General features: G+C 68.9%; 23 protein-coding genes. 11 read left to right on the plus strand and 12 right to left on the minus strand.

Annotated elements, in window-relative coordinates; all coding sequences use genetic code 11:
- The 6 genes from HMPREF9062_RS02505 to HMPREF9062_RS02530 form a co-directional block, all read left to right on the plus strand.
- Positions 1 to 795 (plus strand): ABC transporter ATP-binding protein (locus tag HMPREF9062_RS02505; protein ID WP_009748445.1); only part of this gene is annotated, 795 nt, incomplete at its 5' end.
- A gap of 314 nt (positions 796 to 1,109) precedes the next feature.
- Positions 1,110 to 1,547, plus strand: coding sequence for a YbjN domain-containing protein (locus tag HMPREF9062_RS02510; protein ID WP_009748446.1), 438 nt, complete (start codon positions 1,110 to 1,112; stop codon positions 1,545 to 1,547).
- Between the two features lies 1 nt (position 1,548).
- Positions 1,549 to 2,016 carry a YbjN domain-containing protein gene (locus tag HMPREF9062_RS02515; protein WP_009748447.1) on the plus strand — a complete coding sequence of 156 codons (468 nt, stop codon included), beginning with the start codon at positions 1,549 to 1,551 and terminating at the stop codon, positions 2,014 to 2,016.
- A 163-nt stretch (positions 2,017 to 2,179) separates the two neighbouring features.
- Entirely contained in the window at positions 2,180 to 4,249 is a 2,070-nt protein-coding gene (locus HMPREF9062_RS13425; protein ID WP_050795304.1) for an ATP-binding protein, read from the plus strand.
- A complete protein-coding gene (locus HMPREF9062_RS02525; RefSeq protein WP_009748449.1) occupies positions 4,246 to 7,278 on the plus strand; it encodes a hypothetical protein in 3,033 nt (1,010 codons plus the stop codon). The genes HMPREF9062_RS13425 and HMPREF9062_RS02525 overlap by 4 nt, the downstream gene beginning before the upstream one ends.
- Before the next feature lie 137 nt (positions 7,279 to 7,415).
- On the plus strand, positions 7,416 to 8,282 hold the full coding sequence (locus HMPREF9062_RS02530; RefSeq protein ID WP_009748450.1) for a glutathione transferase: 867 nt from the start codon (positions 7,416 to 7,418) through the stop codon (positions 8,280 to 8,282).
- Between the two features lie 37 nt (positions 8,283 to 8,319).
- Here HMPREF9062_RS02530 and HMPREF9062_RS02535 read toward each other — a convergent pair whose 3' ends face one another.
- The 12 genes from HMPREF9062_RS02535 to HMPREF9062_RS02585 form a co-directional block, all read right to left on the minus strand.
- Positions 8,320 to 9,660 carry a DUF4921 family protein gene (locus HMPREF9062_RS02535; protein WP_034253579.1) on the minus strand — a complete coding sequence of 447 codons (1,341 nt, stop codon included), beginning with the start codon at positions 9,658 to 9,660 and terminating at the stop codon, positions 8,320 to 8,322.
- A 147-nt stretch (positions 9,661 to 9,807) separates the two neighbouring features.
- A complete protein-coding gene (locus HMPREF9062_RS02540) occupies positions 9,808 to 10,467 on the minus strand; it encodes a GOLPH3/VPS74 family protein (protein ID WP_009748452.1) in 660 nt (219 codons plus the stop codon).
- A 334-nt stretch (positions 10,468 to 10,801) separates the two neighbouring features.
- Positions 10,802 to 12,013 carry a DUF6571 family protein gene (locus HMPREF9062_RS02545; protein ID WP_009748454.1) on the minus strand — a complete coding sequence of 404 codons (1,212 nt, stop codon included), beginning with the start codon at positions 12,011 to 12,013 and terminating at the stop codon, positions 10,802 to 10,804.
- A gap of 139 nt (positions 12,014 to 12,152) precedes the next feature.
- A complete protein-coding gene (locus tag HMPREF9062_RS13430; protein ID WP_253270638.1) occupies positions 12,153 to 12,329 on the minus strand; it encodes a hypothetical protein in 177 nt (58 codons plus the stop codon).
- Between the two features lie 255 nt (positions 12,330 to 12,584).
- Entirely contained in the window at positions 12,585 to 13,652 is a 1,068-nt protein-coding gene (locus HMPREF9062_RS02555) for a DUF6571 family protein (RefSeq protein WP_009748456.1), read from the minus strand.
- Positions 13,653 to 13,827: 175 nt separating this feature from the next.
- Complete coding sequence (locus HMPREF9062_RS12820) at positions 13,828 to 13,974, minus strand: hypothetical protein (protein WP_156789939.1); 147 nt, start codon at positions 13,972 to 13,974, stop codon at positions 13,828 to 13,830.
- Positions 13,971 to 14,516, minus strand: coding sequence for a hypothetical protein (locus HMPREF9062_RS02560; RefSeq protein ID WP_156789940.1), 546 nt, complete (start codon positions 14,514 to 14,516; stop codon positions 13,971 to 13,973). The genes HMPREF9062_RS12820 and HMPREF9062_RS02560 overlap by 4 nt, the downstream gene beginning before the upstream one ends.
- A gap of 52 nt (positions 14,517 to 14,568) precedes the next feature.
- Complete coding sequence (locus HMPREF9062_RS02565) at positions 14,569 to 15,819, minus strand: DUF6571 family protein (RefSeq protein ID WP_009748458.1); 1,251 nt, start codon at positions 15,817 to 15,819, stop codon at positions 14,569 to 14,571.
- Positions 15,820 to 15,964: 145 nt separating this feature from the next.
- The gene (locus HMPREF9062_RS02570) at positions 15,965 to 17,164 is read right to left on the minus strand and encodes a DUF6571 family protein (protein WP_009748459.1); all 1,200 of its coding nucleotides are present in this window, start codon (positions 17,162 to 17,164) and stop codon (positions 15,965 to 15,967) included.
- A 133-nt stretch (positions 17,165 to 17,297) separates the two neighbouring features.
- Positions 17,298 to 19,559: a DUF6571 family protein gene (locus HMPREF9062_RS13435; RefSeq protein ID WP_034253588.1), complete on the minus strand. Its 2,262-nt coding sequence runs from the start codon at positions 19,557 to 19,559 to the stop codon at positions 17,298 to 17,300.
- Positions 19,560 to 19,617: 58 nt separating this feature from the next.
- Complete coding sequence (locus tag HMPREF9062_RS02580; protein WP_009748460.1) at positions 19,618 to 20,028, minus strand: hypothetical protein; 411 nt, start codon at positions 20,026 to 20,028, stop codon at positions 19,618 to 19,620.
- A gap of 668 nt (positions 20,029 to 20,696) precedes the next feature.
- Positions 20,697 to 21,323, minus strand: coding sequence for a TetR/AcrR family transcriptional regulator (locus HMPREF9062_RS02585; protein WP_009748461.1), 627 nt, complete (start codon positions 21,321 to 21,323; stop codon positions 20,697 to 20,699).
- A gap of 73 nt (positions 21,324 to 21,396) precedes the next feature.
- On the opposite strand from HMPREF9062_RS02585, the gene HMPREF9062_RS02590 reads away from it, so the two are divergent.
- The 5 genes from HMPREF9062_RS02590 (at position 21,397) to HMPREF9062_RS13440 (ending at position 26,076) form a co-directional block, all read left to right on the plus strand.
- Positions 21,397 to 22,623, plus strand: coding sequence for an MFS transporter (locus tag HMPREF9062_RS02590; protein WP_009748462.1), 1,227 nt, complete (start codon positions 21,397 to 21,399; stop codon positions 22,621 to 22,623).
- Positions 22,624 to 22,817: 194 nt separating this feature from the next.
- A complete protein-coding gene (locus HMPREF9062_RS02595) occupies positions 22,818 to 24,581 on the plus strand; it encodes a cation:proton antiporter (RefSeq protein ID WP_009748463.1) in 1,764 nt (587 codons plus the stop codon).
- Between the two features lie 338 nt (positions 24,582 to 24,919).
- Positions 24,920 to 25,162, plus strand: a complete 243-nt coding sequence (locus HMPREF9062_RS02600; protein WP_034253591.1) for a DUF4244 domain-containing protein — start codon at positions 24,920 to 24,922, stop codon at positions 25,160 to 25,162.
- Between the two features lie 6 nt (positions 25,163 to 25,168).
- Positions 25,169 to 25,555 carry a TadE family type IV pilus minor pilin gene (locus HMPREF9062_RS02605; RefSeq protein WP_009748465.1) on the plus strand — a complete coding sequence of 129 codons (387 nt, stop codon included), beginning with the start codon at positions 25,169 to 25,171 and terminating at the stop codon, positions 25,553 to 25,555.
- A gap of 155 nt (positions 25,556 to 25,710) precedes the next feature.
- Entirely contained in the window at positions 25,711 to 26,076 is a 366-nt protein-coding gene (locus tag HMPREF9062_RS13440; RefSeq protein ID WP_009748466.1) for an Rv3654c family TadE-like protein, read from the plus strand.
- Positions 26,077 to 26,159: the final 83 nt, after the last annotated feature.

Consider the following 26,159-nt stretch of genomic DNA (forward strand, 5'->3'; position numbering starts at 1 on the left):
GGCGCCGGCAGGCTCGGCGCGGCGGGGGGTCCGCCGCTGTCCGAGGGCCTGAGCGTGCGCGGCCTCAGGGTCGTCTACCGGGGCGGGCGCGGCGCGGCCCCGGTCACCGCCGTCGACGGCGTCGATCTGGATGTGGCCCGCGGCGAGACAGTGGCCCTCCTGGGGGCCTCCGGCTGCGGGAAGTCCTCGTTGCTGCGCGCCGTCGCCGGCCTGGAGGACCTGGCCGGGGGGACGGTCGCGTGGGACGGGCGGGACGTCGCGCGCGTGCCGGTCCACAGGCGCGGCTTCGGCCTCATGTTCCAGGACGGCCAGCTCTTCCCCTTCCGCGACGTCGCCGGCAACGTCGCCTACGGACTGGCCGGTCTGCCGCGCCGCGAGCGGCGGGCGCGGGTCGAGCGGGTGCTGGACGTCGTCGGCCTTCGGGGCTACGGGCCGCGCGAGGTCACGACACTGTCGGGCGGGCAGGCGCAGCGCGTGGCTCTGGCGCGGTCGCTGGCGCCGCGGCCGCGGCTGCTTCTGCTCGACGAGCCGCTGAGCGCACTCGACCGGGCGCTGCGCGAGCGGCTGGCGGTGGATCTGCGGCGGATCCTGACCGATCAGGGCACGACCGCCCTGTACGTCACCCACGACCGCGACGAGGCCGAGGAGGTCGCCGATCGGGTCGGGGTCATGGAGGCCGGGCGCCTCCTGCGCCTGGACGCGCCCGAGGCGCTGCGGGCCGATCCGAGCGGCGAGGCGGTCGCCCGCCTCCTCGGCTCGTCGGGACGGGGGCGTGCGAGCCCGCGGGGGACGTGATCGATGACGGCGCTCCGATGCCGGTGCCGCGGGAACCCGCGGGTTATCCACAGAACTGGTCAGTTTCTACCGATCTCGATGCATATTTCCCCCGATCTCGATGAAGTTTTTGACCGATCTCGACGGATGTGTGGGGTGGGGGCGGCGTCGAGCAGGCGAGGATACGGCGGAAGGACGCGCCTGAGCGTCGGTCGGCGCGGTGGGTGCGGGGTCCCCGGCAAGGGTATTAGCCGGAGTGGACGACGAACCCCCAGTGCTGCCACCATCGCGCCGAGGTCACGGACCCGTCACGAGCCCGACGCGAAGGAGACGCGATGAGCGCACAACCCACGGTCACCATTACCAGGGTGGAGTCGTGGCTCAAGAGCGAGGGGGTCGGCTACGAGGTCGCCTCCGACGGCAATCTTCTGACGGGCTTCGACAGCTGCACGGTCTCCATCGTCGACTGCGATTCCAACTTCCTGATGGTCCTGGGCTCCTGGCGCGGCGAGTTCGCCGCCGCCGACGCACCCGCCCTGGCCGCCTACGTCGACGAGTGCAACAGCACCATGTACGCCCCGCGCGCCACCATGGGCTCCTTCGACGACGGCGTCACCCGCCTCCAGGCGGACGTGACCGCCTTCACCGCCGAGGGCATGAGCGAGGCCCAGCTCCACGGCTTCCTCGACACCGCCTTCTCGGCTCTGCTCGGCTTCTACGAGGCCGTCGCCGAGGATTTCCCCTCCCTCGTCACCTGGAAGGGGGGCAGCTGACATGCCCTGGTGGAACGATCCCGCGGCCGGCCTGACCCCCGCGGTCACCATCGATCGCGTCGCCGCCTGGTTCGACGCCAATGGCTTCACCTACGGCCGCAGCGAGAACGGCAGCGCCATCGTCACCGGTTTCGACGAGTACTCCTACGTCGTCGCCGTCGTCGACGGCAATCTCATGGTGACCCACGCGCGCTTCTGGACGAACCTGCCCGACGACGCCCGGAGCCTGGCCGCCCTGCGCGAGCTGATCAACCGGCTCAACCAGTCTCGGACCATTCCCTCTTTGAGCACGTTCGCCGACGAGGACGGGCGCCAGCTCGCCGCGGAGATCGCCGTCCCCGTCTCGGAGGGCCTCAACGGCGATCAGCTCGACGACATTCTGGGCACGAGCCTGCAGGCCATCATCTCCAGCTTCGAGGAGCTCGGCGAGGCTCTGGGCATTGAGCCGACCGGGGAGGGCGAGCAATGAGCGGCGGGTCGCGGTGACTGGGTCCCCTGACGACGGCGCCGTCCCCGGCCGCGCCGCCCCTGATGTCCCCGCCGTCCCTGATATCCCTGAGAGTGCCGCCGGCACCGGCGATGCGAGCGGTGCTGCCCCGCAGCGGGCCGCCTTCCGGGTCGACCTGCGCGGCATGGTCGACCTCCTGTCGCGCAACCTGTACTCGGGTCCGCGCGTATACGTGCGCGAGCTGCTTCAGAACGCCGTCGACGCCATCGCCGCCCGCCGCGCGCTCGAGCCCGGCTGTCCGGGGCGGATCTCGATCGAGCTGAGCCGGGTCGATGGCGTCGCCGCCCTGAGGTGCGCGGACACCGGCATCGGTCTGACTCCGGAGCAGGCCGCCGGCCTGCTATCGACCGTCGGCGCCTCCTCCAAGCGCGATGAGCTGGGGCTGGCGCGCGGCGACTACCTGGGGCAGTTCGGCATCGGGCTGCTGTCGTGCTTCATGGTCAGCCCCGAGATCATCGTGACCTCGCGCTCCGCCCGGGGCTCCCAGTCCGCTCCGGCGGACCCGGCGGATCCCTCGGATCCGCCCGGCCGGACCGGTGCGTCGGCCCCGCCCGGCGCGGGCGGCGCGGCAACAAACGGAACCGGGCAGACTTCCGGTCGGTCGGCCCCGCCCGGCGCGGGCGGCGCTCCGGGCCCGACCGTGACCTGGGCCGGCCGCACCAACGGCACCTACGCGGTGAGCGTCGTCACCGATCCGGCCGACCGGCTCCCCGAGCCGGGGACCGTCGTCGAGCTCATCTCCCTGCCCGGGGAGCACTGGCTCGAGCCGCAGACCGTGCGCGCCCTGGTCGACGAGTTCGGCTCTCTGCTGCCGGTCGAGATCGAGGTCCGCGACGGCGCCCGCGTCACCCGGCACGGCGGCGGCCGCGGTCCGTGGGAGATGAGCCGCCACGAGGCGATCGCCTGGTGCGCCCAGGAGCTGGGCGTGACCCCCTTCGACATCATCGACCTGGACGTGCCCGCCTCCGGGCTGCGCGGCATCGCCGTCGTCGTCACCCACGCCCACCCCGCCGCCGCCGCGCACCACACCGCCTACGTCAAGCGCATGCTCGTCTCCCGCGCCGCCGAGGACTTGGCCCCCGCCTGGGCCTACTTCGTGCGCGTCATCGCCGGCTCCGACCACCTGCGTCCGACCGCCTCGCGCGAGCGGCTCGTGGACGACGAGATGCTCGAGGCCACCCGCCGGGGGGTCGGCGACGCCGTGCACGGCTGGCTCGAGCGCACCGCCCGCTTGACCCCGAGCCGGTTCGCCGACTTCCTGGACGCCCACGCCGTCGGCCTGCGGTCGGTGGCCCTGCGCGACGAGCAGGTGCTCGCCCTGGTCGCGCGCCACCTTCCCGTGGAGACCACCGAGGGGGCGCTGACCCTGACGGACCTGGTGGAGCTGGCGAGGCCGGGCCGCTCGCCCGGGCCGGCCGAGGGCGGGACGATCGGGCGCCCCGGCCCTGCGGGCGCGACCGGCCCGGGCAGTCCGGGCAGTCCGGGCAGCCCGGTCCAGGGGCGCCCCGTGCGCTACACCCGCACCGTGGACCAGTACCGGGCCCTGGCCGATGTCGCCTCCTCCCAGGGCCTGGTTCTGGTCAACGCCGGCTACTCCTTCGAGGAGGAGGTTCTCACGGCCTTCCTCTCCCGCCCCGACCTGGCCGGCGCCGATCCCGGTATCGCACTGGTCGACCCCGGTGAGCTGCTCGAGGTCTTCACCCCCTGCGCGCCCGGCGAGCAGGCCGAGGCGGTGGACCTGCTCGTGGTGGCCGCCACCGCTATCGATCCCGAGGACTGCGAGGTCGTGCTGCGTCGCTTCGAACCCGCCTCCCTGCCCGCCCTCTACCTGCCCGACCCCGACCTGGCGGGCCGCGTCGCGGCCCGGAGCTCGGCCAGAGCGGCCTCGGGGGCCTGGGCCGAGGTCCTCGGCGTCACCGACCCCTTCGCCGCCTCCAACGCGCCCAGGCTGGTGCTCAACCGCACCAGCTCACTCGTGATGCGTCTGGTGGCCGCCGCCGCCCGCGCCGGCGGAGCACGCGACGACACCGTCGTTCAGGTGCTGCGCGGCCTGTACATCCAGTGCCTGCTGGCCGGACGCCAGCCGCTGGGCGCCAAGGAGCGCGCCTGGGCCTCGCAGGCGCTCTCGTCCCTGCTCGACGTCGCGCTGAGCGCGCGAGGACCGGGCGCCTCCCCGGAAGGAACCGCATCGTGACCACCCGTGATGACGTCATCGAACGACTGACCCTGGCGTCGGCCCACCCCTGGGGGCCCGCCCGCTCCAATCTGACCGCCGAGGCCGTCACCTGGGCCGACGCCCTCCAGGACGAGGAGCTGGAGGTCGATGCGCGGCTGGCCCTGACCGAGGCGTACCACCAGGGCAATGAGGAGTGGAAGGCCCTGGCGCCCTTCGCCTGGCTGCTCTCGCGCTGCGACGAGCGCCCCGACCTGTTCGACGCCGACCGATTGCGCCGCATGAGCTGGAACTACAAATGGGCCGTTCCGGTCGCCTCCGACAATCCCGGCGTGGGCGTCGCCCAGCTGCGCTCGCTCGAGGCCGGCCTGGAGGAGTTCTTCCGCGCCCAGGGCGCCTCCATGCACGCCGTTCACGGCGACCGCCTCCACGCCGCCATCATGCTCGGCCTGGAGGAGGAGGGCGCCGCCGAGCTCGCCGCCTGGCGCTCGACGCCGCGTGACGCCTCCTCCGATTGCGAGGGCTGCGACCCCATGCGCCAGGTCGAGTGGGCGAGTCTCCACGAGGACTGGGAGACCGCCGTGGCCGCCGCCGCGCCCGTGCTGCGCGGAGAGATCGGCTGCGCCGCCCAGCCCCACACCATGCAGGGCATCGCCCTCCTGGCGCTGCTCGCCTCGGGCCGCCCGCGGGCGGCGTGGGAGGCGCACGTGCGCTCCTACCGGATTCTGCGCGCCGCTCCGCAGGCCCTGGACTACATGAGCAACCACCTGGAGTATCTCGCCCTGTCCGGGCGCGTGGCCCGGGGCCTGAGGATCCTGCGCGAGTTCGCGGGTCGCACGGGCGAGGCCGAGTCCGCGCGCGTGCTCATGGACTTCCTCGCCGGCGCCGCCCTCGTGCTTCGCGAGGCCGACCGCGCCGGGCGCGGCGCCGAGCCCCTCGGCGTCGACATCCCCGCCGCCTCCGTATGGTGCCCCGGTCCGGGTGTCAGCGCCGGCACGTGCCTGAGCGACGCCCGCGGACAGGTCGAGCAGTGGGCCGGGCGCATCGCCGGACGCTACGACGAGCGCAACGGCAACACGATCGTCTCTCAGCGTCTGGAGGCCTCCCTCGCCCGCCGGCCGCTGACCGACGAGGTGGAGGTCTCCCGCCGCGGTCCCCTCGCGGGGGCGGGCGCCGAGCTCATCGAACCCGCCGAGGAACTGCCCCGGCCTCGGGCCCGAGAGGCCGACGACGTCGTCGCCTCCCGAACTCGAACGGCCCAGGATGGGGCTCCGGACACCGGTCCGGAGGGCCGGTTCGTTTCGGGCGCGGGCTCGCGCACCGGGGCCTCCGCCGGCCCCGCGGCGCCGGCGGAGGAGGATTCCGGGGCCGGCCGGGAGGGGGATCGGCCCTACCCGGTCGTCGACCTGCGCACCCCGCCCGTCGCGGCCGACGCCGACGAACTCCTGCGCCGCCTGGATACCGGACTCCGCCGGCCCGGCAAGAGCCTGGAGTACGGCCGCCTCGTCGCCCAGGCCATCAGCCAGGGGATCGTGCCCGACCCCGGGCGGGTTCCCCCCGATCTGGCGCGGGCGGCCCGCCTGCTGCGCTACGCCGTGGCCGACTGCAGCTGGGACTACGAGCGGGCGGCCGACGAACTCGCGCTCCTGCGCACCCGGATCGACGGCGACATCCACCCGCTGCCCCTCCTGCGCCTCGACCTGGAGGCCCTCCAGGTCGAGGGCGGTGCGGATGAGCTCCACGACCGGTCCACTCCCCGCACGCGCGCCGACCGCCTCGCCCGCGCCGGCCTGCTCGCCGGGCGCCTGGCCGCCCTGACCGAGCCCCTCCTGGATGCGCCCGAGGAGCACAGGACCGAGCTCGTCGACGTCTACGAAGCCGCCACCGCGCTCGTGCGCATCCTGCTCGGGCTTCAGGACCACGAGGGGGCCGCTGCGTCCATCGAGCTCGCCTGGCGGGTCGCCCCGTACGTGGCCGACATGGCCGCCCCGGGCAACGGCACCCTGTGCGATCAAGTCACCCTTCTCCAGGCCGACATGCTGCTCGAGCGCGGCGACGTCTACGGCGCATGCGCCCTCGCCGACGCCGTGCTCCGACGCTACGACCCCTGCCCCGTTGTCCTGGCGGAGGACGCGCGCAGCGTCCTGGTGCGGGCCTCCATGAAGGTCGGCGAGAACGAGGAGGCGGTCACCCAGGCCCGCGAGCTGCTCAACATCCACTTGGCGGCCGGCATGGGCCCGTTGGCCGGCCTGCTCTTCGGGACCCTGGCCGCGGCACTGGGCGCGGCCGGACGCTCGCTCGAGGCGGCCGAGGTGCTCGAGACGGCGCTGGAATCGGGCATGCCGCCGATCATCGTCGATGAGCTGCGCCGTACCCTCGTCTTCGTTCTGGACCAGCTCGACGAGAGCAAGGGCGTGCGCGACAACTGCCTGGCCGTGGCCGAGGCCTCTCTCGAACGCGGGCAGGTGGAGCGGGGCGTGGACTACCTTCTGCGGGCCGCGTCGGCCTGCGAGAGCCTGGAGGAGAACACCCGGGCCGCCCGTCTGCTCGAGCGCGCCGCCGAACTGGTCGACGTCGGCGACGATGACGGCCGGGTTCGCCGCTCCCGGTACCTGCGCAGCGCGGCGCGCGCCGTCGTCGACGAGCGCACGGCCCTGATGTCCCGCACCCGTCTGGCCGAGTCCCGTTCCCTGATGAGTCGCGCCCGGGACCTGATCTCCGCCGTCCCCGACTCCGGTCAGTACTCCAGCGCCTTCGAACTGGGCGACTGGCACGACGACATGGCCTGGATCCTGTGGCGCGCCGGTGAGAGCGGCGAGGCCCTGGGGCACTGCGAGGACGCCTTCGCCGGGTACATGAGCATCGAGGACCGCGGCAGCGCCGCTCAGCCGCTGACTCTCATGGCTCTCATACACACCGAGGCGGGCGATACGAGGGCGGCGCGCTCCGCCATCGCCCGGGTGCGCGAGCTGCTGTCCCACCGGCGCTGGGGGGCCCACCCCGCGCTGGCGCGCGTGGCCAGCCTCGAGGAGGTGCTCGACGGCGTCTGAGGACGCGCGGAAGATGCGGTCCCCGCGTCCGCGGTCGCCGGGTTCGCCGGGGGTGAAGGGCCGGGCACGACCGGGGCGCAGGGGTCACCATTGGCCTGAGCTCGTTGACGTCTGTTCTCACCCGCCGGGAGGCACTCATGGCCATCGCCACCTCGCATCGCTTCACCGACGGCGACCTGCCCGTCGAGGCCGGCCGCTATCGGCTCGTCGCCTCCGGATCCTGTCCGTGGTGCCGCCGGGTGCTCATCGCCCGCCGACTGCTGGGCCTGACCGAGGCGATCGCCGTCTCCTGGACCTACGGCCGCGGCGCCGACGGCTACTGGGAGCTGACGGGTGCCGACGGCGCCCCCGGCACGGACCCGGTCCTTAAGGCGCGCTCCCTGGCGGAGGTGTATGCGACGACGCCGGGCTACACGCCGCCGCCGACCATTCCCGCCCTGGTCGACATGACGACGGGGCGAGTCGTGTCCGACGACTCCGGCGCCCTGCTGTTCGACCTCGCCACCGCGTGGTGGCCGCTTCACCGCGAGGGCGCCCCCGAGCTCTACCCGGTCAACCGGCGCAACTCCACCGACGCCTGGGACGCCTGGCTCACCGAGCACGTCAACAACCCGCACGGGGTCGCCATCCACTCCAAGAATGATGAGGAGAAGGCGGCCGCGGCCGCCGACACCGTCCTCATCGCCTTCGACGTCGTTGACACCCTGCTCGCCCGCGCCACCCGCATGGAGGCCTCCCGCGAGGCCGCGTTGACGGTCCATGACACTCCGCCGCTGTCGGCGGTCGTCTCCGTGGAGCAGTTCCTGTGCGGGGCGGCGCCCACCGGTAGCGACATCCGGCTGTTCACCACCGTCCAGGCCTATGAGTACGGGGGCCGGCGGCACTACCCGGGAGGCGAGGCGCCCTCGATCTCATTCTGGCCGGCGCTGGCGCGCTGGTTCCGGGCCCTGGAGGCCCGCAGCGGGTGGGTCGGCCCCGAGGAGCGCAGCGCCCTGGGGCTGTAGGGGCGGCGGGTCGTGCCCCGGGCGGCGGGGCCGGCCTTCACCGCCCCAGCACCGGGTTGTACATGAGCCGATTGGGTTCGTGCGGGCACTCGTCGCCTACCGCCATCGGCGCGATGAGGCGGTCGGCCCGCAGATCCTCGAGGCGGGCGACCACCCGCTCGCGCAGGTTCCAGGGGTCGATCGTATTGAGGTAGATCTTCGTGCCGCCCTCGAAGCCGGCCAGGGTCGAGACCCGCCACTTGAGCGTGATGTGCCACGGCATTGGCTGATCGACGTCGACCGGCTTGTGATGCCACTCCTCATTACTGGGCACGTCCACCCCCGTGGCCGCGTGCAGCGCGTGCACCAGGTCGGATACGGAGTCGACCTCGCTGCGGCTCATGAGCCACGGCTCGCACATCGCCGATGTCGAGTACACCTCCAGCGTGGGGTAGCGGTGCCCGAACCCGGCGAAGGCGACGGCGTGCTCGTTGGACGCCACGAGCAGCCCGTTGTAGGCGGCGTAGTCGACGCCCAGCTCGTTGTACAGGTTCGGGTTGGTCCGCACGCGCTGGAGCTCCAGGGCGGCCAACACCCCCCGCTCGTCGATTCCGACCAGCTGCTTGTGCAGGTGGTCGAAGGAGGCGCCGGCCGGGCGCAGCCAGTTCTGGAAGACCGCCACGTAGCGCACCCACCGGTTCGCCCGGTACAGGTCGGCGGTCGCCGCGACCGCCAGGCGCATGTAGGCGCGGTGCTCGGCGGGGGTCAGCGTGCCCGAACCGGCCAGGCCGGAGGTGTCGACGGCGTCGTCGGTGAAGTGGCGCCGTCCCACGATGACGTCGTGCCCGCCGGCGAAGAAGGCGGCCAGGTACTCGTAGCGGGCGTCCTCGCTCATGGATCGCCACGAGGCCGGGTCCGCTCCCGCGGCCTTGAGCTTGGTGCGCGCCACCGCCTCCACATGGGCGGCGCCCGCCGGGTCGGCGAGGTAGGCCTCCATGCGCTCGCGGGCGGCGTCGGGGATCTCGTAGCCGTGGTTGGCGTGCCAGTAGTCGTAGGAGAGGATCTCGAACAGGTTGGGCACGCGGCGGAATTCGGCGGTCGTGTCGAACAGTGCGGCCGCGGGCACGGCGTCGATCCTCTCGAAGCCTCCGTCGGGCCGGGCGACGACGCGGCTCTTCTCCGGAGGCGTATCCAGGTAGCGGGCCGAGCAGAAGGCGCAGGCGTGGGTGCGTTCGGCGTCGGTGATCCGGTGGATCTCGGCCACAGGGTGGGAGATCGGCCGGTTACCGCGCCCGGGGACCGTCCACACCTCCGTGCCGGTGAAGGGGCTGATCTGCTTGACGGTCCCGTCGGCCATGCGGGTCAGTGGCGCGGGGCCCGGAGAGTAGGGCATAAGCATAGGAACATTGTGTCGCGGATGACGGCGTCGCGCGCGCCGTCCGCCCGCTGCGCGCCGTCCGCCGTCGAGATCGACATTCTCGTACGAGGTTGACGGTGGCGTCGTCAACCTCGTACGAGAATGTCGATCTCAAGATCTCGACGGAGGTTAGGAGGCGGCGGCCGCCGCGGCGGCGCTCACGACCGAATTCATAGCGGTGATGGCGTCCTGAATGGCGCGGGCGACGGCGTCGCCGGAGGCGCTGGCCGGACGCAGCGTTGTGATGGCGTGTCTGAGCTCGCCGCGCCTCAGACCGGTCTCCCTCTGCGGCAGGATCCTGGAGGCCAGCCCCATGCTCTGGAGGATGCCGAGCAGTGCGAGGTCGGCGTGGGTTGCGGGGCGCTCGCCGTGCAGGACGGCGCGCAGACGTTCCCGGGTGGTGTGTTCGGGGCCTGCGTTGAGGGTCGGGAACCGGGCGGCGAGACCGAAGAGGCCGCCGTTGGTGCGCTCTATGACGCCGGCGGCCGCGAGCTCGGCGGCGATGGCGTCACGGGGCTTGACCTTGCTCCACGTGATCAGCGAGGTGAGCCTCTTGCCGTTCTTGGCGGGCAGGACGGCGAGGGTCTGATCGAGGACGACGTGCCCGGTGGGGGAGGTGTCGACGATGGTCATACGCGGGCGCTTCTCAGGGGTCAGAGCGATTCGGCCGGCCAGGACGAGGTCGAGCAGGACGGCTCCGCGCAGCCCGAGCTGGTCGTTCCCGCCCCAGGATTCGGGAGCGCCGGAGTCCTTGGTCAGCAGCAGGAACAGTTCTTCGCAGATCAGCATGGGGTCAGGATAGGAGCGCGGGCCGGCCGCTGACCTCCTGCGCGGGGAGGATTCGAGCCGGGCGTAGCCGCGGACCTCGACTCCGTCCAGAACCAGGAGCTCGTGCCCTTGACCGACCAGATCGGTGAACGGGTAATGGTGTTCAATCGCCTGCAGGTAGCCGCCCGGCTTGTAGGAGATGAAGAACGTCGAGCCGAGCTTGGGAGGGTCCTGCCCGGGAATCCTGTGTCAGGTGTTTCGCCGTCGGTCGGGTCTTTCGGTGCATCATAATGTCCTCTCCTTCTTCCCTCCTGTCATCTGGTCATCTGCCTTCGTCTGTGTCGGCTGTGCGGGTTTATGTCCTGCGGGGCCCGTTGTTGCTCTTCGCGCTCTTCTCCCCGTCGGTCTTCCCCGTTGTGATGCTTTCCTCGAGGTCGTTGAGCACGCCTTTGTCATCCGAATTGGTCACCTGATTCTTCCTCCAGGTCATCGCGTCCGAGGCTTGGTCGCCGGTCAGGGCGGTGGTGTCGATGGCGGGGTTGCCGTTTTCGTCTTCGTGGTACCAGCTGTGGCTCCTGGCCGTGTCAATGGCTCTCTGCCTGCCCTTGTCGCTGTCCGTGCTGAACAGGCCGTAGTTGAGACCGGCCGCGTAGGACTGGGCTTTCAGGTCCGTGTAAGGATCGCCGGTGGAGGTGCCCAGGGCGTCGGTGACCTGGCTGGAGACCAGGGACTTGGCGATGGTCGAGCCCGTGGTGAAAGCGAGCGCGGGGGCCGCGGCCTCGTCCGTCAGGGCCGTGAGACCGGCCGCACTAACCGCGTTGAGGACGGACAGGCTCGTGTCGACCGTCGTCTTCTGCTCCTGGGAGTCTTTCTTCTTATCATCGGCGAAGCGGAACTCCGACAGAGTCTGAAGATAGGACGAGGACGCCGCCACCTGCTGATACCCGTCCCCCAGATCATCCTCGTTCGCGCCGGGATCGTTCATGGCCTCCTCCAGCTTGTTGTGGTGGTACTGGCCCAGGCCCGTGGCGAGCGTGGTCATAGCATCCTGATGATCCCCGAAACGGTAAATAAGAGTGGAAATGTCTGTTGCTGCAAGTCCAGCCGAGGTAGCGCCCCTCCCCGGCGCCCCATTCCCGGCTACGGTGGCGACGTCCTGGGAGCTGTTGGCCGCCACTACTGCTAGGTTGCGTTTCATGGTGTCGGTGAAGTCTTTCTTGGTGAACCCCTCGCCGCCGAAATAGCTCATCGCCCGGCCGCAGACGTAGGCGGCCCGCGCATCCGCGGTCGCCGACACATCAGGGTCGGTCTCGCTGGGAGCCCGGTTGCGGAATGAGGAGGCCGCACCCGTCACTGCAGTCAGGGCATCCAGGCCGGGGGCGTGCTTGCCCCAGTCGCGGGAGGTCAGCATGGTCCACCGATCGACGGTGGTCTGTCCGGGAACCCAGACCCCGTCCCCGTCCACGCTCCCGTCCCCCTCCGGTGCCAGGTACTCCAGGGCGGCTTGGGGATCGTCTCCTATGGCGGTCAGTGCCTCGTCCACGGAATCAGAGGCGGAACCGTTCATTCGGCTGATCAGACCGCACCCTGCCAGTCCCAGCACCAGGGCTAGGCATGCCGCTGCTAGTGTCAGTGGCTTTGCAGTCGGTCGGGCCCTTCGGCGCATCACGACGCTCTCTTCCTTCGTCTGTGTCAGCTGTGCGGGGTTATTTCCTGCGGGGCCCGTTTCTGGTTTTCGCGCTGTCCTCCCCGTCGGTCTTCCCCGTTGCGATGCTGGTATCGTCGAAGATGGCGTCATTATCCCCTACGCTGGGGGAGTGCCAGTAGGTGTACTTGGTGGGGCGGAAGCCGGGTTCCTCATTGAGCAGGCGTGTGGGAATCACCTCGCATATCGGATCGTTATCCAGGAACGTCGGCGAGGCGCTGGTGGACGCCGACGCCCGATCGGCCCCGTGATCGCGGCAGGCCCCCGATCCCAGCCCCAGTGCCGGCGCGACACCCGCCGCGCACACCCCGCGCCTGCTCATGCTCGCGCACGAGCGTGAAAACGATGAACACGATCGCGGCCTACGGCCCATCATTCCTCATCTCCGCCCCTCACAAACAGCGCCAGCACCGGTCGACTCGGCCGGCACCGGTCAATTCGTTCGAGCATCCGAGGCCGCATCCCGCCCATTGCCCCATCCGGCATTAATCAAATGAGAGATCTCATTGAGGACTCCCAGGTCATTCTTGTTGGTCACGGAGTTCTCCTCCCAGGCTGCCATGTCGTCGGCCTGTCCGCGGGTGAGTCCCGCGATATCCACCGTTGGGGCCGCATCGGGATGGTCCGGATCAGAGACCGCCCAGTCATGGTCCTTCGCAGTGGCCAGGGTGCTTGGATCGGTCAGCAGACCATGGTTCATCGCATCGCCGTAGGCCTGCGCGAGAAGCAGATTGGGGACAGGCCGCGTGCTGGCCTTACTCGGATCCTCGGCGTGCCGGGAGTCGGCCTTCATGTCCTCGTCATACCTCATACGCGACAGCTCGGTGAGATAGGACGAGCTCGTGGCCAACTGCCCGTACTCGTCCCCGAGGTTGGACTGGCCCGGATCATCAGTGCTCATGGCCGCCTCGATCCGCCGGTGGTGGTAGTCCCCCACCCCTGTACTCGCAACCGTCATGGCGTCCTGGCTGTCACCGAACCGGAAGATCATGGTGCTCATATCCGTTGGTGTTACGCCCCAGCGCGCCACGGACGGACCCTCGCCCCCGGTACTCACCTCGGCATTACCAGCGGCCGCGGCCGCGACCTCCTCAGGAGAGTTGGCCACCACCACCGCCAGATTGTGCTTCATGGTGTCGGTGAAGTCTTTCTTGGTGAACCCCTCGCCGCCGAAGTAGCTCATCGCCCGGCCGCAGGCGTAGGTGGCCCGTGCGTCCGCGGTCGTCGGCACATCAGGGTCGGTCTCGCTAGGAGCCCGGTTGCGGAATGAGGAGGCCGCGCCCGTCACTGCAGTCAGGGCATCCAGGCCGGGGGCGTGCTTGTTCCAGTCGCGGGAGGTGAGCATGGTCCACTGATCAGTGGTGGTCTGACCGGGAACCCAGGTCCCGTCCTCGTCGATGCTTCCGTCCTCCTCCGGCGCCAGGTACTCCAGGGCGGCTTGGGGATCGTCTCCTATGGCGGTCAGTGCCTCGTCCACGGAATCGGAGGTGGAACCGCTCATTCGGCTGATCAGACCGCACCCTAGTCCCACCACCAGGGCCGCGCATGCCGCTGCTACTATCAGGAGTTTCGCCGTCGGCCGGGACCTTCGGTGCATCACAGTGCCCTCTTCCTTCGTCTGTGTCGGCTGTGCGGGGTCAGGGGCGCTGACGCTCGCATTCGCGCCGTCGACGACGTCACCTTCGGGTGCGTCGCGCCGCGACGACGGCGCTGGTCGGTGAGTTCGGATCGGGCAAGTCCACCGTGGCGACCATGATCCTCTTCACGTACAGCACCGGTGGTTTGGTGGTTGTGGTTTTCTGTGTTGGCTGGTTGGGGGTCATGGTGTTGGTGTTGGTGTGGATGAGGGCGGGTAGCCTGTGGTGGAGAAAAGCTGTGGGGCGCGGCGGGTGACGAGGTCGGCCAGGGTGTCGGTGTAGGCGGCCGCTTCCTGGTCGTTATCAGTGTCCCAGGTGGCGATGGTGGCCGCGGACTGGCCGTCGAACCAGCCGGCGTGAGCTTCGCCTCCCTGGACCCAGGAGATCACTTTCGCGGAGGTGCCGGGCACATCTCTGCTCACCCCGTCGCGTCGTGACATGATGGTCTCGACCACCGGCACGCCGGGCACCTTGTAGTTCAACAGCACCTCGTCGGCTTGTGAAGTCACCTGAATGAAGAGCGTCTGCGAATCGCCGTGGACAGCGCAGATCCATGACGCGTGGCTATCGTATGGCGCGCTCGTCGGGAACGGTGACGCATTTTTGGGTTTGCCGAGGAGGGGTTGGACGTCCTGGCTGGTCAGGGCCAGGCACATGGGTTCGCTCGGGCCCTTTTCGGCTTTCCAGTGCTGGTACCACACTCCTGCGCCGGCGAGCACGAGAACCACGACCAGCACGATCGCGCTCGAACGCCTTCGAAAGCGGTTACGCGCATCACGATCAGTTATCCTTCGCATATTCCTTCCCCGCATTCATGCCGGTTTGGTAATTGGTCTTGACGTTGCTGCTCGGAATGTCGTTGTCGTCGAGCCAGTTGTTGAACTGCTGCCGGTTCTCGTCACTGTCGAAGAGGGCGGAGGTGTCGATCGTGTGGTCGGGTCTCATCCACGCGTAGGGCGTCATCCGGGTGTCCCGGTCGCCGTTGGGGTCCAGACCGGTGGCGTAGTCGGTCCCGTCTGTGTTGGTGAAAGCGCTCTCGTCGAAGCGTCCGTCGTTGGCGATCTGCGCCATTGTGGACTGGAGAACCTGCTCCTGGGTGTTCTTCATCGCCGTTGTGGCGTCGTCGACCGGAGTCTTGTCCGGCTTCCCCGTCGCACTGGTGATGACGGGGGAAGCCGACGGTATGGCGGTGCCCGGACCTTGAGCATAGGGATTCGGAACGGAGGACAGGCCCTTGGTCACAGCGCCCAGAATAGTGGAGGCGACGGTTTTATCGGCCGCGGCTTCGTCTTCTCCCTGTTTCTTGCGGCCATTGACCGCGGACTGCTCGATGAAACCAAGAATCATGCCGTCGTTGGATATCCCTGTTTGCAGTTCCTCTTTCAGGTAAGAGCTATCATTGCTCTCGGCGGTCCCGGGGTCAACGCTCATAACAGCATCGGGGTGGGCATCGAGGATCGCCTGAGTACGAGCGGTTGAGAATCGGCCGGCGGCGTCGGTCATCGTGGTTAAAGCGGTATCGTCCGTGCCCACTATCTTCATCAGTGTCTTAAAGTCCTCACTATGGTCATCCGCCAGTACCGCGGGTCGCCTGGAATCCCACGAATCGGACTCGATGCCAGAGGTGTCCCGCGTTCTAGTAACGCCGTCCTCGATCTCCGCCATGGAGTTCCCCAGTATAACCGCAACATTATTCTTCACTTTCGCGGAGAAACTCTGCTCAGAAAGCCCGGCGGCGTAGTCCAGGCCCTTCCCGGTGACCCACGCGGCGCGTTCATCGGTCGCGTCCTGGCTCTGTACGCGCATGGCCGAAGCCCCGGCAACAGCGGCGGTCAAGGGCTCCGCACCTTCGCCCCGGTCGCGGGAGGTCAGCATGGTCCACTGATCGACGGTGGTTTGTCCGGGAACCCAGGTCCCGTTCTCGTCCATGCTCCCGTCCTCCTCCGGCGCCAGGTATTCCAGGGCGGCTTGGGGATCGTCTCCTATGGCGGTCAGTGCCTCGTCCACGGAATCGGAGGTGGAACCGTTCATTCGGCTGATCAGACCGAACCCTAGTCCCACTAGTCCCACCACCAGGGCCGCGCATGCCACTGCTCCTATCAGGCCTTTCGCCGTCGGCCGGGTCTTTCGGCGCATCACAACGCCCTCTTCCTTCGTCTGTGTCAGCTGTGCGGGGTTATGTCCTGCGGGGCCCGTTGTTGCTCTCCGCGCTGTCCTTCCCGAGGTCCTCCCCTGTTGTGATGCTTTCCTCGAGGTCGTTGAGCACGCCTTTGTCATCCGAATTGGTCACCTGATCGTTCATCCAGGTCACCGCGTCCGAGGCTTGGTCGCCGGTCAGGGCAGTGGTGTCGATGGCGGGGTTGCCGTTTTCGTCTTCGTGGTACCAGTCATGGTCCTTCGCCGTGTCAATGGCCCTCTGCCTGCCTTTGTCGCTGTCCGTGCTGAACAGACCGTAGTTGAGACCGGCCGCGTAGGACTGGGCTTTCAGGCCCGTGTAAGGATCGCCGGTGGAGGTGCCCAGGGCGTCGGTGACCTGGCTGGAGACCAGGGGCTTGGCAATGGTCGATCCCGTGGTGAAAGCCGCGGCCTCGTCCGTCAGGGCCGTGAGACCGGCCGCACTAACCGCGTTGAGGACGGACAGGCTCGTGTCGACCGTCGTTGTCTGCTCCTCGGAGTCTTTCTTCTTATCATCGGCGAAGCGGAACTCCGACAGAGTCTGAAGATAGAACGAGGACGCCGCCACTCGTCGGTACTCGTTACTCAGATTCCCCTTGCCCGCGTCGGGATCGTTCATGGCCTCCTCCAGCTTGTTGTGGTGGTACTGGCCCAGGCCCGTGGCGAGCGTGGTCATAGCATCCTGATGATCGCCGAAACGATAAATAAGACTGGCGATGTCTGTTGCTGCAAGTCCAGCCGAGGTAGCGCCCCTCCCCAGCGACCTTCTCGCGGCTGCGGTGGAGACGTCCTGGGAGCTGTTGGCCATTACTACTGCCAGGTTCGTCTTCATGGTGTCGGTGAAGTCTTTCTTGGTGAATCCCTCGCCGCCGAAGTAGCTCATCGCTCGGCCGCAGGCGTAGGTGGCCCGCGCGTCCGCGGTCGTCGGCACATCAGGGTCGGTCTCGCTGGGGGCGCGATTGCGGAATGAGGAGGCCGCACCCGTCACTGCAGTCAGAGCATCCAGGCCGGGGGCGTGCTTGCCCCAGTCGCGAGAGGTGAGCATGGTCCACCGATCGACAGTGGTCTGACCGGGAACCCAGACCCCGTCCCCGTCCACGCTCCCGTCCCCCTCCGGCGTCAAATACTCCAGGGCGGCCTGGGGATCGTCTCCTATGGCGGCCAGTGCCTCGTCCACGGAATCGGAGGCGGAACCGTTCATTCGGCTGATCAGACCGCACCCTAGTCCCACTACCAGGGCCAGGCATGCCACTGCTATCAGGAGTTTCGCCGTCGGCCGGGTCTTTCGGCGCATCACAATGCCCTCTCCCTTCGTCTCTGTCAGCTGCGCGAGGTCATTTTCTGCGAGGCCCGTTGTTGCTCTCCGCGTTTTCCTTCCCGAGGTCCTTCCCCGTTGTGATGCTGTTATTGAGGTCGTTGAGCGTGACGAGGTCGTCATCGTTGTGGACCTCGTCTTCCCTCCAGGCTGCCGCGTCCAAGGCCTGGTCGCCGGTCAGGGCGGTGGTGTCGATGGCGGGGTTGCCGTTTTCGTCTTCGTGGTACCAGTCATGGTCCTTCGCCGTGTCAATGGCCCTCTGCCCGCCCTTGTCGCTGTCCGTGCTGAACAGACCGTAGTTGAGACCATCGGCGTAGGACTGGGCTCTCAGGTCCATGTAGGAATCGCTGCCGGCAGGGCGATCGGTGGGTGTGCCCAGGGCGTCGGTGACCTGGCTGGAGATCAGGGGCTTGGCAATGGTCGAGCCTATGGTGAAAGCGAGCATGGGGACCGCAGCCCCGTCCGTCAGAGCCGTGAGACCGGCCGCACCAATCGCGTTGAGGACGGACAGGGTCGTGTCGACTGTCGTCTTCTGCTCCTCGGAGTCCTTCTTCTTATCATCGGCGAAGCGGAACTCCGACAGATTCTGAAGATAGGACGAGGACGCCGCCACTCGTCGGTACTCGTTATTCAGATTCCCCTTGTCCGAGCCGGGATCGTTCATGACCTCCTGGATTGCGTTGTGGTGGTACTGGCCCAGGCCCGTGGCGAGGGTGGTCATAGCATCCTGATGATCCCCGAAACGATAAATAAGACTGGAAATGTCTGTTGCTTCAAGCCCAGCCGAGGTAGCGCCCCTCCCCAGCGACCTTCTCGCGGCTGCGGTGGCGATTTCCTCGGAGCTGTTGGCCACCACCACCGCCAGGTTGCGCTTCATGGTGTCGGTGAAGTCTTCCTTGGTGAACCCCTCGCCGCCGAAGTAGCTCATCGCCCGGTCGCAGGCGTAGGTGGCCCGCGCATCCGCGGTCGCCGACACATCAGGGTCAGTGTCGCCGGGAGCCCGGTTGCGGAACGAAGATGCGACCCCGAGGACGCTCGTGAATCTGTCGAGACCGTAGTCGGGGTCCCAGTCGCGGGAGGTCAGCATGGTCCACCGATCGACAGTGGTCTGACCGGGAACCCAGACCCCGTCCCCGTCCACGCTCCCGTCCCCCTCCGGCGTCAAGTACTCCAAAGCGGCCTCGGGATTGTTGCCCATGGCAACCATGACACCGTACATGGGGTCCATGTGCCCGCCGGGGAAGGCACGGCCCTCGTTGTAGAAGTTGCCGTAACCCGCATCGTGCAAGCCTTTGATCTGATCGGGTGTTCTGCTGGCCGGGTCGCCGTCGTAGTAGCCGCCGTTGGAGGAGTCTTGGCTCTCCATCTTGGTGGCCAGATTCACCAGTGTGCTGGTGTCATAGACCGCGTTCGAGGCGGACAGCAGCTCGTTAAGACACGAGACCCTGCCGCGGTGTCCTTTAACCGTCGAGGTCTCGTACAGGGCGTCTGCCCACGAGTCGAAACCGTCTGGAACCTTCTCGGTCTGCGTTGCGCCCGCCAGCAGGTGAGCCAGGATATCATTGGCCTTGTCGATAGCCTCGGTATCGGCCCTATAATCACCGTACCCGGCCGCCCTCTGGCCAGTGTATTTCGTGTAGTGCCAGTATACGCTGATCGGCAGCTCGATGAACTTCTCGATGCCGTAGGTGTTGACGAAGGTGGCCCCGTAGGCGGGGCTGTCTTGGTAAGTGGCCATGGAGGCCAGGACCTCGTCAACGGTGCGGCCGTCGTCGGCCGTGCCGTTTCTGGAGGCGGTGGCCTGGGTCAGGGCGTCGGCGTCGGCTCGGGCGGTGGCGGCGGCCTCGGTGTTGTAGGTCTTGACGTTCTCGACGGTGTCGGCGGTGCCGTCGGGCAGGTAGTAGCCCGGTACGCCGTCGGAGCTGGTGGTGCTGATCCCGTCGGTGTTGAGGTCGATGATCACCTGGAGGCGTTCCTGCAGGCCGTCGATGACGCCTCCCAGGGCGTTGATGGTCGCACCCATCGTGGTATTGTCATTGCTGCCGGTGTTGGAGTTGAGCGTGTCCATATTCCTGCTCAGGAACGCGCCCACTGATGTTGGCGATGCCACCGTGTAAATGGCCGGGAGGTAGGTGGCGTCATCGACCTCGGGCACCGGATGGGAGTTGTTCACACTGGAGGATTGGATATTGCTGCGAGCCTTCTCGGCTTCATCGGCGTAGCTCTCCAGATTCTTGATCAGCCCCTGCATGAGGTTGGGATCGAGCTTAATGAACGTCATGACCGATTCCTCCCGAACATCTCATCGTATCTGTTATGAACCGATAGCGCCACAGGAATCACCATTGACTCTCATCCTTCCAATCGTATTCAGGGGTATCGGGTTCCGCGTCTATTCCGGGGTCTTCCTTCTGGGAATCCTCGGCGGTTGTCAGATCGTCGATGATGGTGTCGAGCACGGTGGTGATCGAGTCGATGGCGGAGGTGATCTGGGTCTGGTAGTCCGTGGCGGCGTCGGAGTCCCAGATATCAGTCAGGCTGGTCTTCAGGTCCTCCATCGTTTTGCCTGCGTCGATGCTGACCGTCTCCGCTTGCGGGTCGAGGGGCGAGGGGAATGACTGGGATGGTGTGGTCCACTCCTCCATCAGCCATGTCCTGGAGTTCTCGGCCGTGCCCTTGATGTTCTGGATCGCCACGAGTTTGCGATTCGTTGGTTCACCGTCGGGGATGGGCACGATCGCATCAGTCATGGCTGGTCCTCCTTCTCCAGGAACAACAGGGTGAACCTATAAGCGAACCCACAGGGCATTGGGGTCATGTCAGCAGCACATCATGGCCATGGCGGATCATCCCCGGCCCCTACTGTTATCCGTATGTGGTATGCTCCACTCTAGTGGATCCCCTGCTGTGCGTGCAAGGCCCCGCGGTGCGCAGAAGCCGCATATCTGACATGAGCGCACTCAACCATTGTTCAAGCGAACTGCTAGCAATAACGACATAAGAAGATCGTCCGCAACCGACGAACCAACACCGGCTCGCCGGGCTCCAGTTCTCATTGCCCTGCAACAGCACGGCGCCGCTCGTGCTCCCCCAACTCGGTCGTCTAGACGCTGTACCCTATGCGCACGGTCCGTCCGGCCGCCGTCCGGTTCACCCGGTCGATCGCCCCACCACCCCGCTCAGCCCCGTACCCCACTCCCGAATCCCGCCCATGAAGCTCGACAATCGCGACCTCGTCCTGCGAGGGCTCCTCGGCGTCCTGCCCGCTCTCGAGGCCGCTTTGAAGGAGGCCGAGCGGGAGGATCGCTAGCGCCCGACTGAGCGCGCCGGACCCGGCGTGCCCGGCTCGATCACGGTGCTCATTGCTCGTCGGGCGGGCGAGTGGGAGCCGGACCACTGGTACTGGGATGCCGACCGTCTACGAGTCGTCGTGTCCCGACGCACCCTCCTGCGCCTCCTGCGCAGGAGGGTGCGTCGGTGAGTCGCCGGTATGCGCGACCCTCGTGCTGTCCAGGAGGGCCGCGGCGGTGGCACGGGCCTCCGCGACTGGGCGACCGCTGTGATCATCGAGGGCGGCGATCATCGCGGCGTCGACGAGCTGAAGCAGCTGCCGCCCAATCCGTGATCGCTCTGCATCGGGCAGTCCCGGGTCGAGCAGCTCCGCCAGGCCAGCGGCAGTCGCCTTCTGGTGCCTCATGGCGGCACGGCGCACGGGGTGACCGCGTTCGCGGAACTCCATGAGCGCCGTGAGCGCCAGACAACCGCGGTAGTCCGGTTCTGAGAGGCGGACAGCCAGCATGTCGAAGACCGCCAGCACCCCGGCGCCCTCGTCCAGCGCCGTGCGAAGCATGGCGTGCCAGCGTTCGTTGTAGCAGCTGAGCACGGCCACGACGAGCTCGTCCTTGGTCGCGAAGTGCCGGTAGAACGAGGCGCGCCCTACCCCCGATCTCTCCAGCAACTGTTCGACGCTGACCGCTCGGATACCGTCGGCGGCGAACAGGTCGCGTGCGGATTCCAGGAGTCGTTCACGGGCTCGGCGCGCCATGTGACGGACGGTACCACGTCGTACCGCTCGAGCTCGCTTCACCGTTATGAAACACAATGGTACCGTTTCAGATATGGAACAAATCAGTACCATCTCGATCAAGCGGAGCCGTCTCGCTCTTCTGCTGCTTGCCTCGTCCGTGTTCGCGGTGGGCACGGAGGGGCTCGTGTTCGCCGGGCTTCTACCGGCCCTCTCCTCGGACCTGGGCGTGAGCCTCGGTGCGGCGGGGCAGGTGACCACGGTGTTCGCCCTGTGCTACGCGGTTTTCGCGCCCCTGCTGTCAATGTCCACGGAGTCCCTGCCGCGCCGGACGACGCTGCTGATCGGACTGGGGCTGTTCGTGGCGGGCAACGCCCTGTCCGCCACGGCGCCCGCGTACTGGTGTCTCCTCATCTGGCGGGCGGTGACGGCGGCGGGCGCCTCCCTCATCACACCGACGGCAACCCTGATCGCGGCTTCCCTCGCCCGGCCCGATGGACGCGCTCGGGCGATCGCCGTGGTGATGACGGGGATGACACTCGCCACCGCCGCCGGGGCTCCGCTGGGAACCGTCGTCGGCGGTCGCTACGGCTGGCGAAACGTGCTCTGGGGAATCGCTTTCACGACCGTGCTCGTCGGGGTCGTCGTCGTGCGCGGCGTGCCTGCGCTGTCGGGGGCCTCCAGACGCGGACTGCGGCAACGACTCGCGCCTCTTCGCGTACCTGTGATCCGGTGGGTGCTTGCCACCACTCTCATCGGCTTCGTCGCCGTGTACCTGTTCTACGCCTACCTCTCCGTCGTTTACGCGCCTTTCACCGCGGAGCCCGGATTCCTCGCCCTGGTGCTCGCGGTCATCGGGGCCGCTGGAGCCGTGGGCAATCTTCTGGCGGGCCGTACCGCGGACCGCCGCGGCGCTTCGCCGGTCGTCACCGGGGCGCTGCTCCTGATCACGATCGCCGCTGTCGCGGCGCGGTTCGCGACGGGCCGTTCAACGGCACTGGCCACGGCAGCGCTGTTCGGCCTTGCCGCCTGGGCCATCACCGGTCCGCAGCAGCATCGTCTTCTGTCCGCGGATCGGACTCGTTCGGGCCTGCCGGTCGCGCTGAACTCCTCGGCCATGTACATCGCCGTATCGATCGCGGGCGCGATCGGCGGCGTTCTCGCCTCCGGCCATTCGTGGGCGATTCCCACGGCGACCGCGGGAATCGCGCTGCCCGCTGCGGCTGCGTCCATCGGAGCTGATGCCCTACGGCGGCGTTCGAGGAACGTCGGCCCCGGGGAGGGATCACGGGAGGGAATCGGTCCGGGCGAGGTCGGGTAGCGCGTCGCGGGTCCGGGCCGGCGGTGGGGTCGCCGACTCGTGGGGCGCCGGGGCCTGGGTATCATCCCCACCGCCGGTCCCCGCCGGAGCGAATCCGGTCGCGGCCCGGTCGCGTGCCCGGCGCCTCGGGCCCGACCACCGCCCGGGCCCGCGGACCCCTGCACCGGGGAAAGTCACCGAGGAAAGGAAGAGGCGTGAGCGCAGTCTTCGTGTCCCTGCTGTGCATTGTGGCGGTCTCATTCATCGCGCCGCTCGTCTCCTGGACCGTCCCCAAACGACTGGTGCCCGAGACCGTTCTGCTCATCGTCGGTGGCATTCTCATCGGCCCCAGCGGACTGGACATCGCCCACGAGGGCCAGGACATCGCCTTCCTCAAGGAGCTGGGCGTCGCCTTCCTCTTCCTCATGGCCGGCTACGAGATCGACGTCAACGAGCTGCGCGGTTCCGGCGGTCGCCACGCCATGGCCGCCTGGGCCGGCTCGCTCACCCTGGCCTTCGCCGCCGTCGGCGTCGTCGGCGTATCCGGCGGGGCCTTCTCCGCCAACGGCATCGCGATCGCCATCGCCATGACCTCCACGGCCATCGGCACGATCCTGCCGATCCTGCGCGAGCGAGGGCTCCTGCCGACCGCCGTGGGGGCGGCCATCCTCAACCACGGCGCTGTCGGTGAAGTCGGCCCGGTCATCCTCATGGCGCTCCTGCTGGGCTCACGCTCGGCCGGGGCGAGCCTGGCGATCCTCCTGCTCTTCAGCGCCGTCACCTTCCTCATCGTGCGCTTCACCGACCGGGTGCGCCGAGCCGGCCGCCGACTGACCGAGGCGATCCGCCTGGGCGGCTCGACGACGGCGCAGACCACGGTGCGCGTCACGGTCCTGCTGCTGGTGGGCCTGTGCACGCTGGCGGAGGTCTTCGACCTCGACGTCGTCCTGGGCGCCTTCGCCGCCGGCTTCATCCTGCGCTACGCGCTGCCCGACGGGAACCGTGAGTTCGAGGAGAAGCTCGACGGCCTGGCCTACGGATTCTTCATCCCGATCTTCTTCGTCGTCTCCGGCATGGGGATCGAGCTGACCGTCTCGAGGCGGTCGCTGGCGACCATCGGCGCCTTCCTCCTCCTGCTCGTGCTCGTTCGGGGCCTGCCCGTATGGGCGTCCGCCCGTCTGGAGAGGCGCCGCAATGGGTCGCCCGCCTACTCCATGCGCCAGTCCCTCCAGATCGCCGTCTACTCGACCACGGCCCTGCCCATTATCGTGGCGGTCACCCAGGTGGCGGTGAGCGCCGACGCCATGACCGACTCCTTCGCCTCCACCCTCGTACTGGCCGGAGCCGTCAGCGTGCTGGTCATGCCGACCCTCGGCCTGCTTCTGTCCTCCCGCGTCGATCATGCGCCCGCGGTCGAGGCGCTCGCCGTCGTCCAGGGGCCGCGGGAGGCGCACGGGCACGGTCTCATCGAGGCCTCCGGTGACGCCGCCGGCGCGACGTCGGCCGGCGAGATGCTCACGAGCGAGCCGAGGCGCCCCGCCCGGCCGTCCTCCTCGTCGGCCGATGACGCCGGGAGCGAGGAGGAGGCTGCCGCCTCGGGCGTCGTTCCCGGCCCGGGTACTGCGGCCCGGACGGCCGGTCCGGCTGACCCGGAGGAGACGGCCGGACCGCCCACGCCCTCCCACGGCCTGCGGCGTCGTGGACGCGACCTCGCCTTCCATCACCGGGGCCTGTCGGAGACGGAGTCGCGGTGGTTGGCCGAGCGCCTGGCCCGGATCGAGGCCGAACGGGCGCACTGGCGGCAGCAGATGCGCCACCAGCTGACGATCGAGCGCGAGGAGGCCCGGCAGCGTCGTGCCGTGCTGTGGGCGCAGGACCGCGCCCAGCGCCGTCGCGAGCGCGAGCAGCTGCGTGAGCTGCATGAGGAGGCCCGCCGCCGCAGCGGGGCCGGGGGCGGGCAAGGCGGGGAACCGGACTGACGCGGATCTCGTCCATCCGGATAGTTCTGCCGGCGGCGGGCCGGAGCGGACGAGACGCCCGTCCAGAACGGTTCAGCCGTCTGGCGCGCAGCGCCGCAGCGTTAGTGCGGTGGCGTGCACGGCGATGGAGGACGAATTCTTCGCGGTTCTTCATCGGGCGGCCGCTCGGGCTCCACAGACGGCCTCGTGAGGGTGACGGTCACAGGGCCGGGCGGGCGCGTGTGCACGTGATGGCGTTCGTGCCCGACTCTGGTCGTGCGGGCACGGTGCCCGCGAGGCTCGGTCGGCCGACGTGCGCGCCGTCGGCCGCCGGGCCGGCCTACCTCGAGGAGAACACGATGAAGCACACCTGGAACACCGTGCGCGGCGCCTGGGGCCTCGCGCGCCCCGACGGCGAGGTCCGTCTCGCTCCGGACGGGACGGAGGACGGCGGCGGCGAAGCCGGCATGGCCACCGCCGAGTACGCCATCGGCACTCTGGCCGCTGCCGCCTTCGCCGGACTTCTGCTCGCCATCATGCGGTCGGGTTCCCTGCAGAGCGTCCTGCAGGGGCTGATCGAGTCGGCGCTCTCAGCGGGCTGAGACGTCATGGCGCGGGGAACGGGGCGCTCCCGTCAGGCGGGGACGCGTCCGCGAGCCGACGCGCCGGGTGAGGCGGGCATGGTCACGGCGGAGATCGCCGTGGCCCTGCCCGCCGTCGTCCTGGTTCTGCTGCTCGTGCTGTCCGCGGTGAGCGCCGGCGTCACTCAGCTGCGCGTGACGGATGCCGCCCGGGTGGCTGCGCGGCAGGCGGCCATCGGGTCCGACGATGTCGCGGGCGCCGCCGCCCGCGTCGGCGGCGAGGTGAGCGTCGGCATCGAGCAGGGGGAGCTGAGCTGCGTGCACGTGAGCCGGCCGGTGCCGGGGCCGCTGGGCGGTTTGGGTCTCACCGCGCGCAGCACGGCCTGTGCCTACACCGAGCCGAGCGGGCCATGAGGGCGCCCGGGGCGAGGGTTCGGCAGCCGGTCGGGATCGGTCCGGCCGGTGGAGGCGGTCCGGGCGACGCGGCCCGCCCGAACCGCGGGCGCGGCGGGGCCGGGCAGTGCGGCGGGGCCGGGCTCAGTGATGGGTGCGGTGAGCGCGGCCGGACGGTGCGAGGAGCGGTCTCGGGGGAGGACGGTGCGGGCACGGTCCTGATTCTGGGGATTATCGGGGTGCTGCTGATGGCCGCGGTCGGCGTCACCGGATTGGTTCAGGCGCAGGCCGCGGCGGGGAGGGCGCGGACGGCGGCCGACCTGGCGGCGCTGGGCGGGGCGACGGTGCTGACCTCGGTCGTCGCCCCGGACGAGCCGTGCGAAGTGGCCGGTCGCGTGGCGCAGGCCAACGGCGCCGAGGTGACGGCGTGCAGCGTGGCCGGTGAGGACGTCACCGTCGAGGTGTCGGTGGGCGCGCGAGTGCTCGGCGCCGCGCGTTCGGCGACGTCCGCCGCCCGCGCCGGTCCAGTGGACGAGCCCTGAGCGCGTACGCGCCCCTCTCCGCTTCTCACCCCCGTACGGTCTCCTGCCGGGGCCGGTCGCTCTCGCATCGCGGGTGGTTCGCG

The organism is Actinomyces sp. oral taxon 448 str. F0400 (assembly GCF_000220835.1).
Taxonomy (GTDB): Bacteria; Actinomycetota; Actinomycetes; order Actinomycetales; family Actinomycetaceae; genus Actinomyces.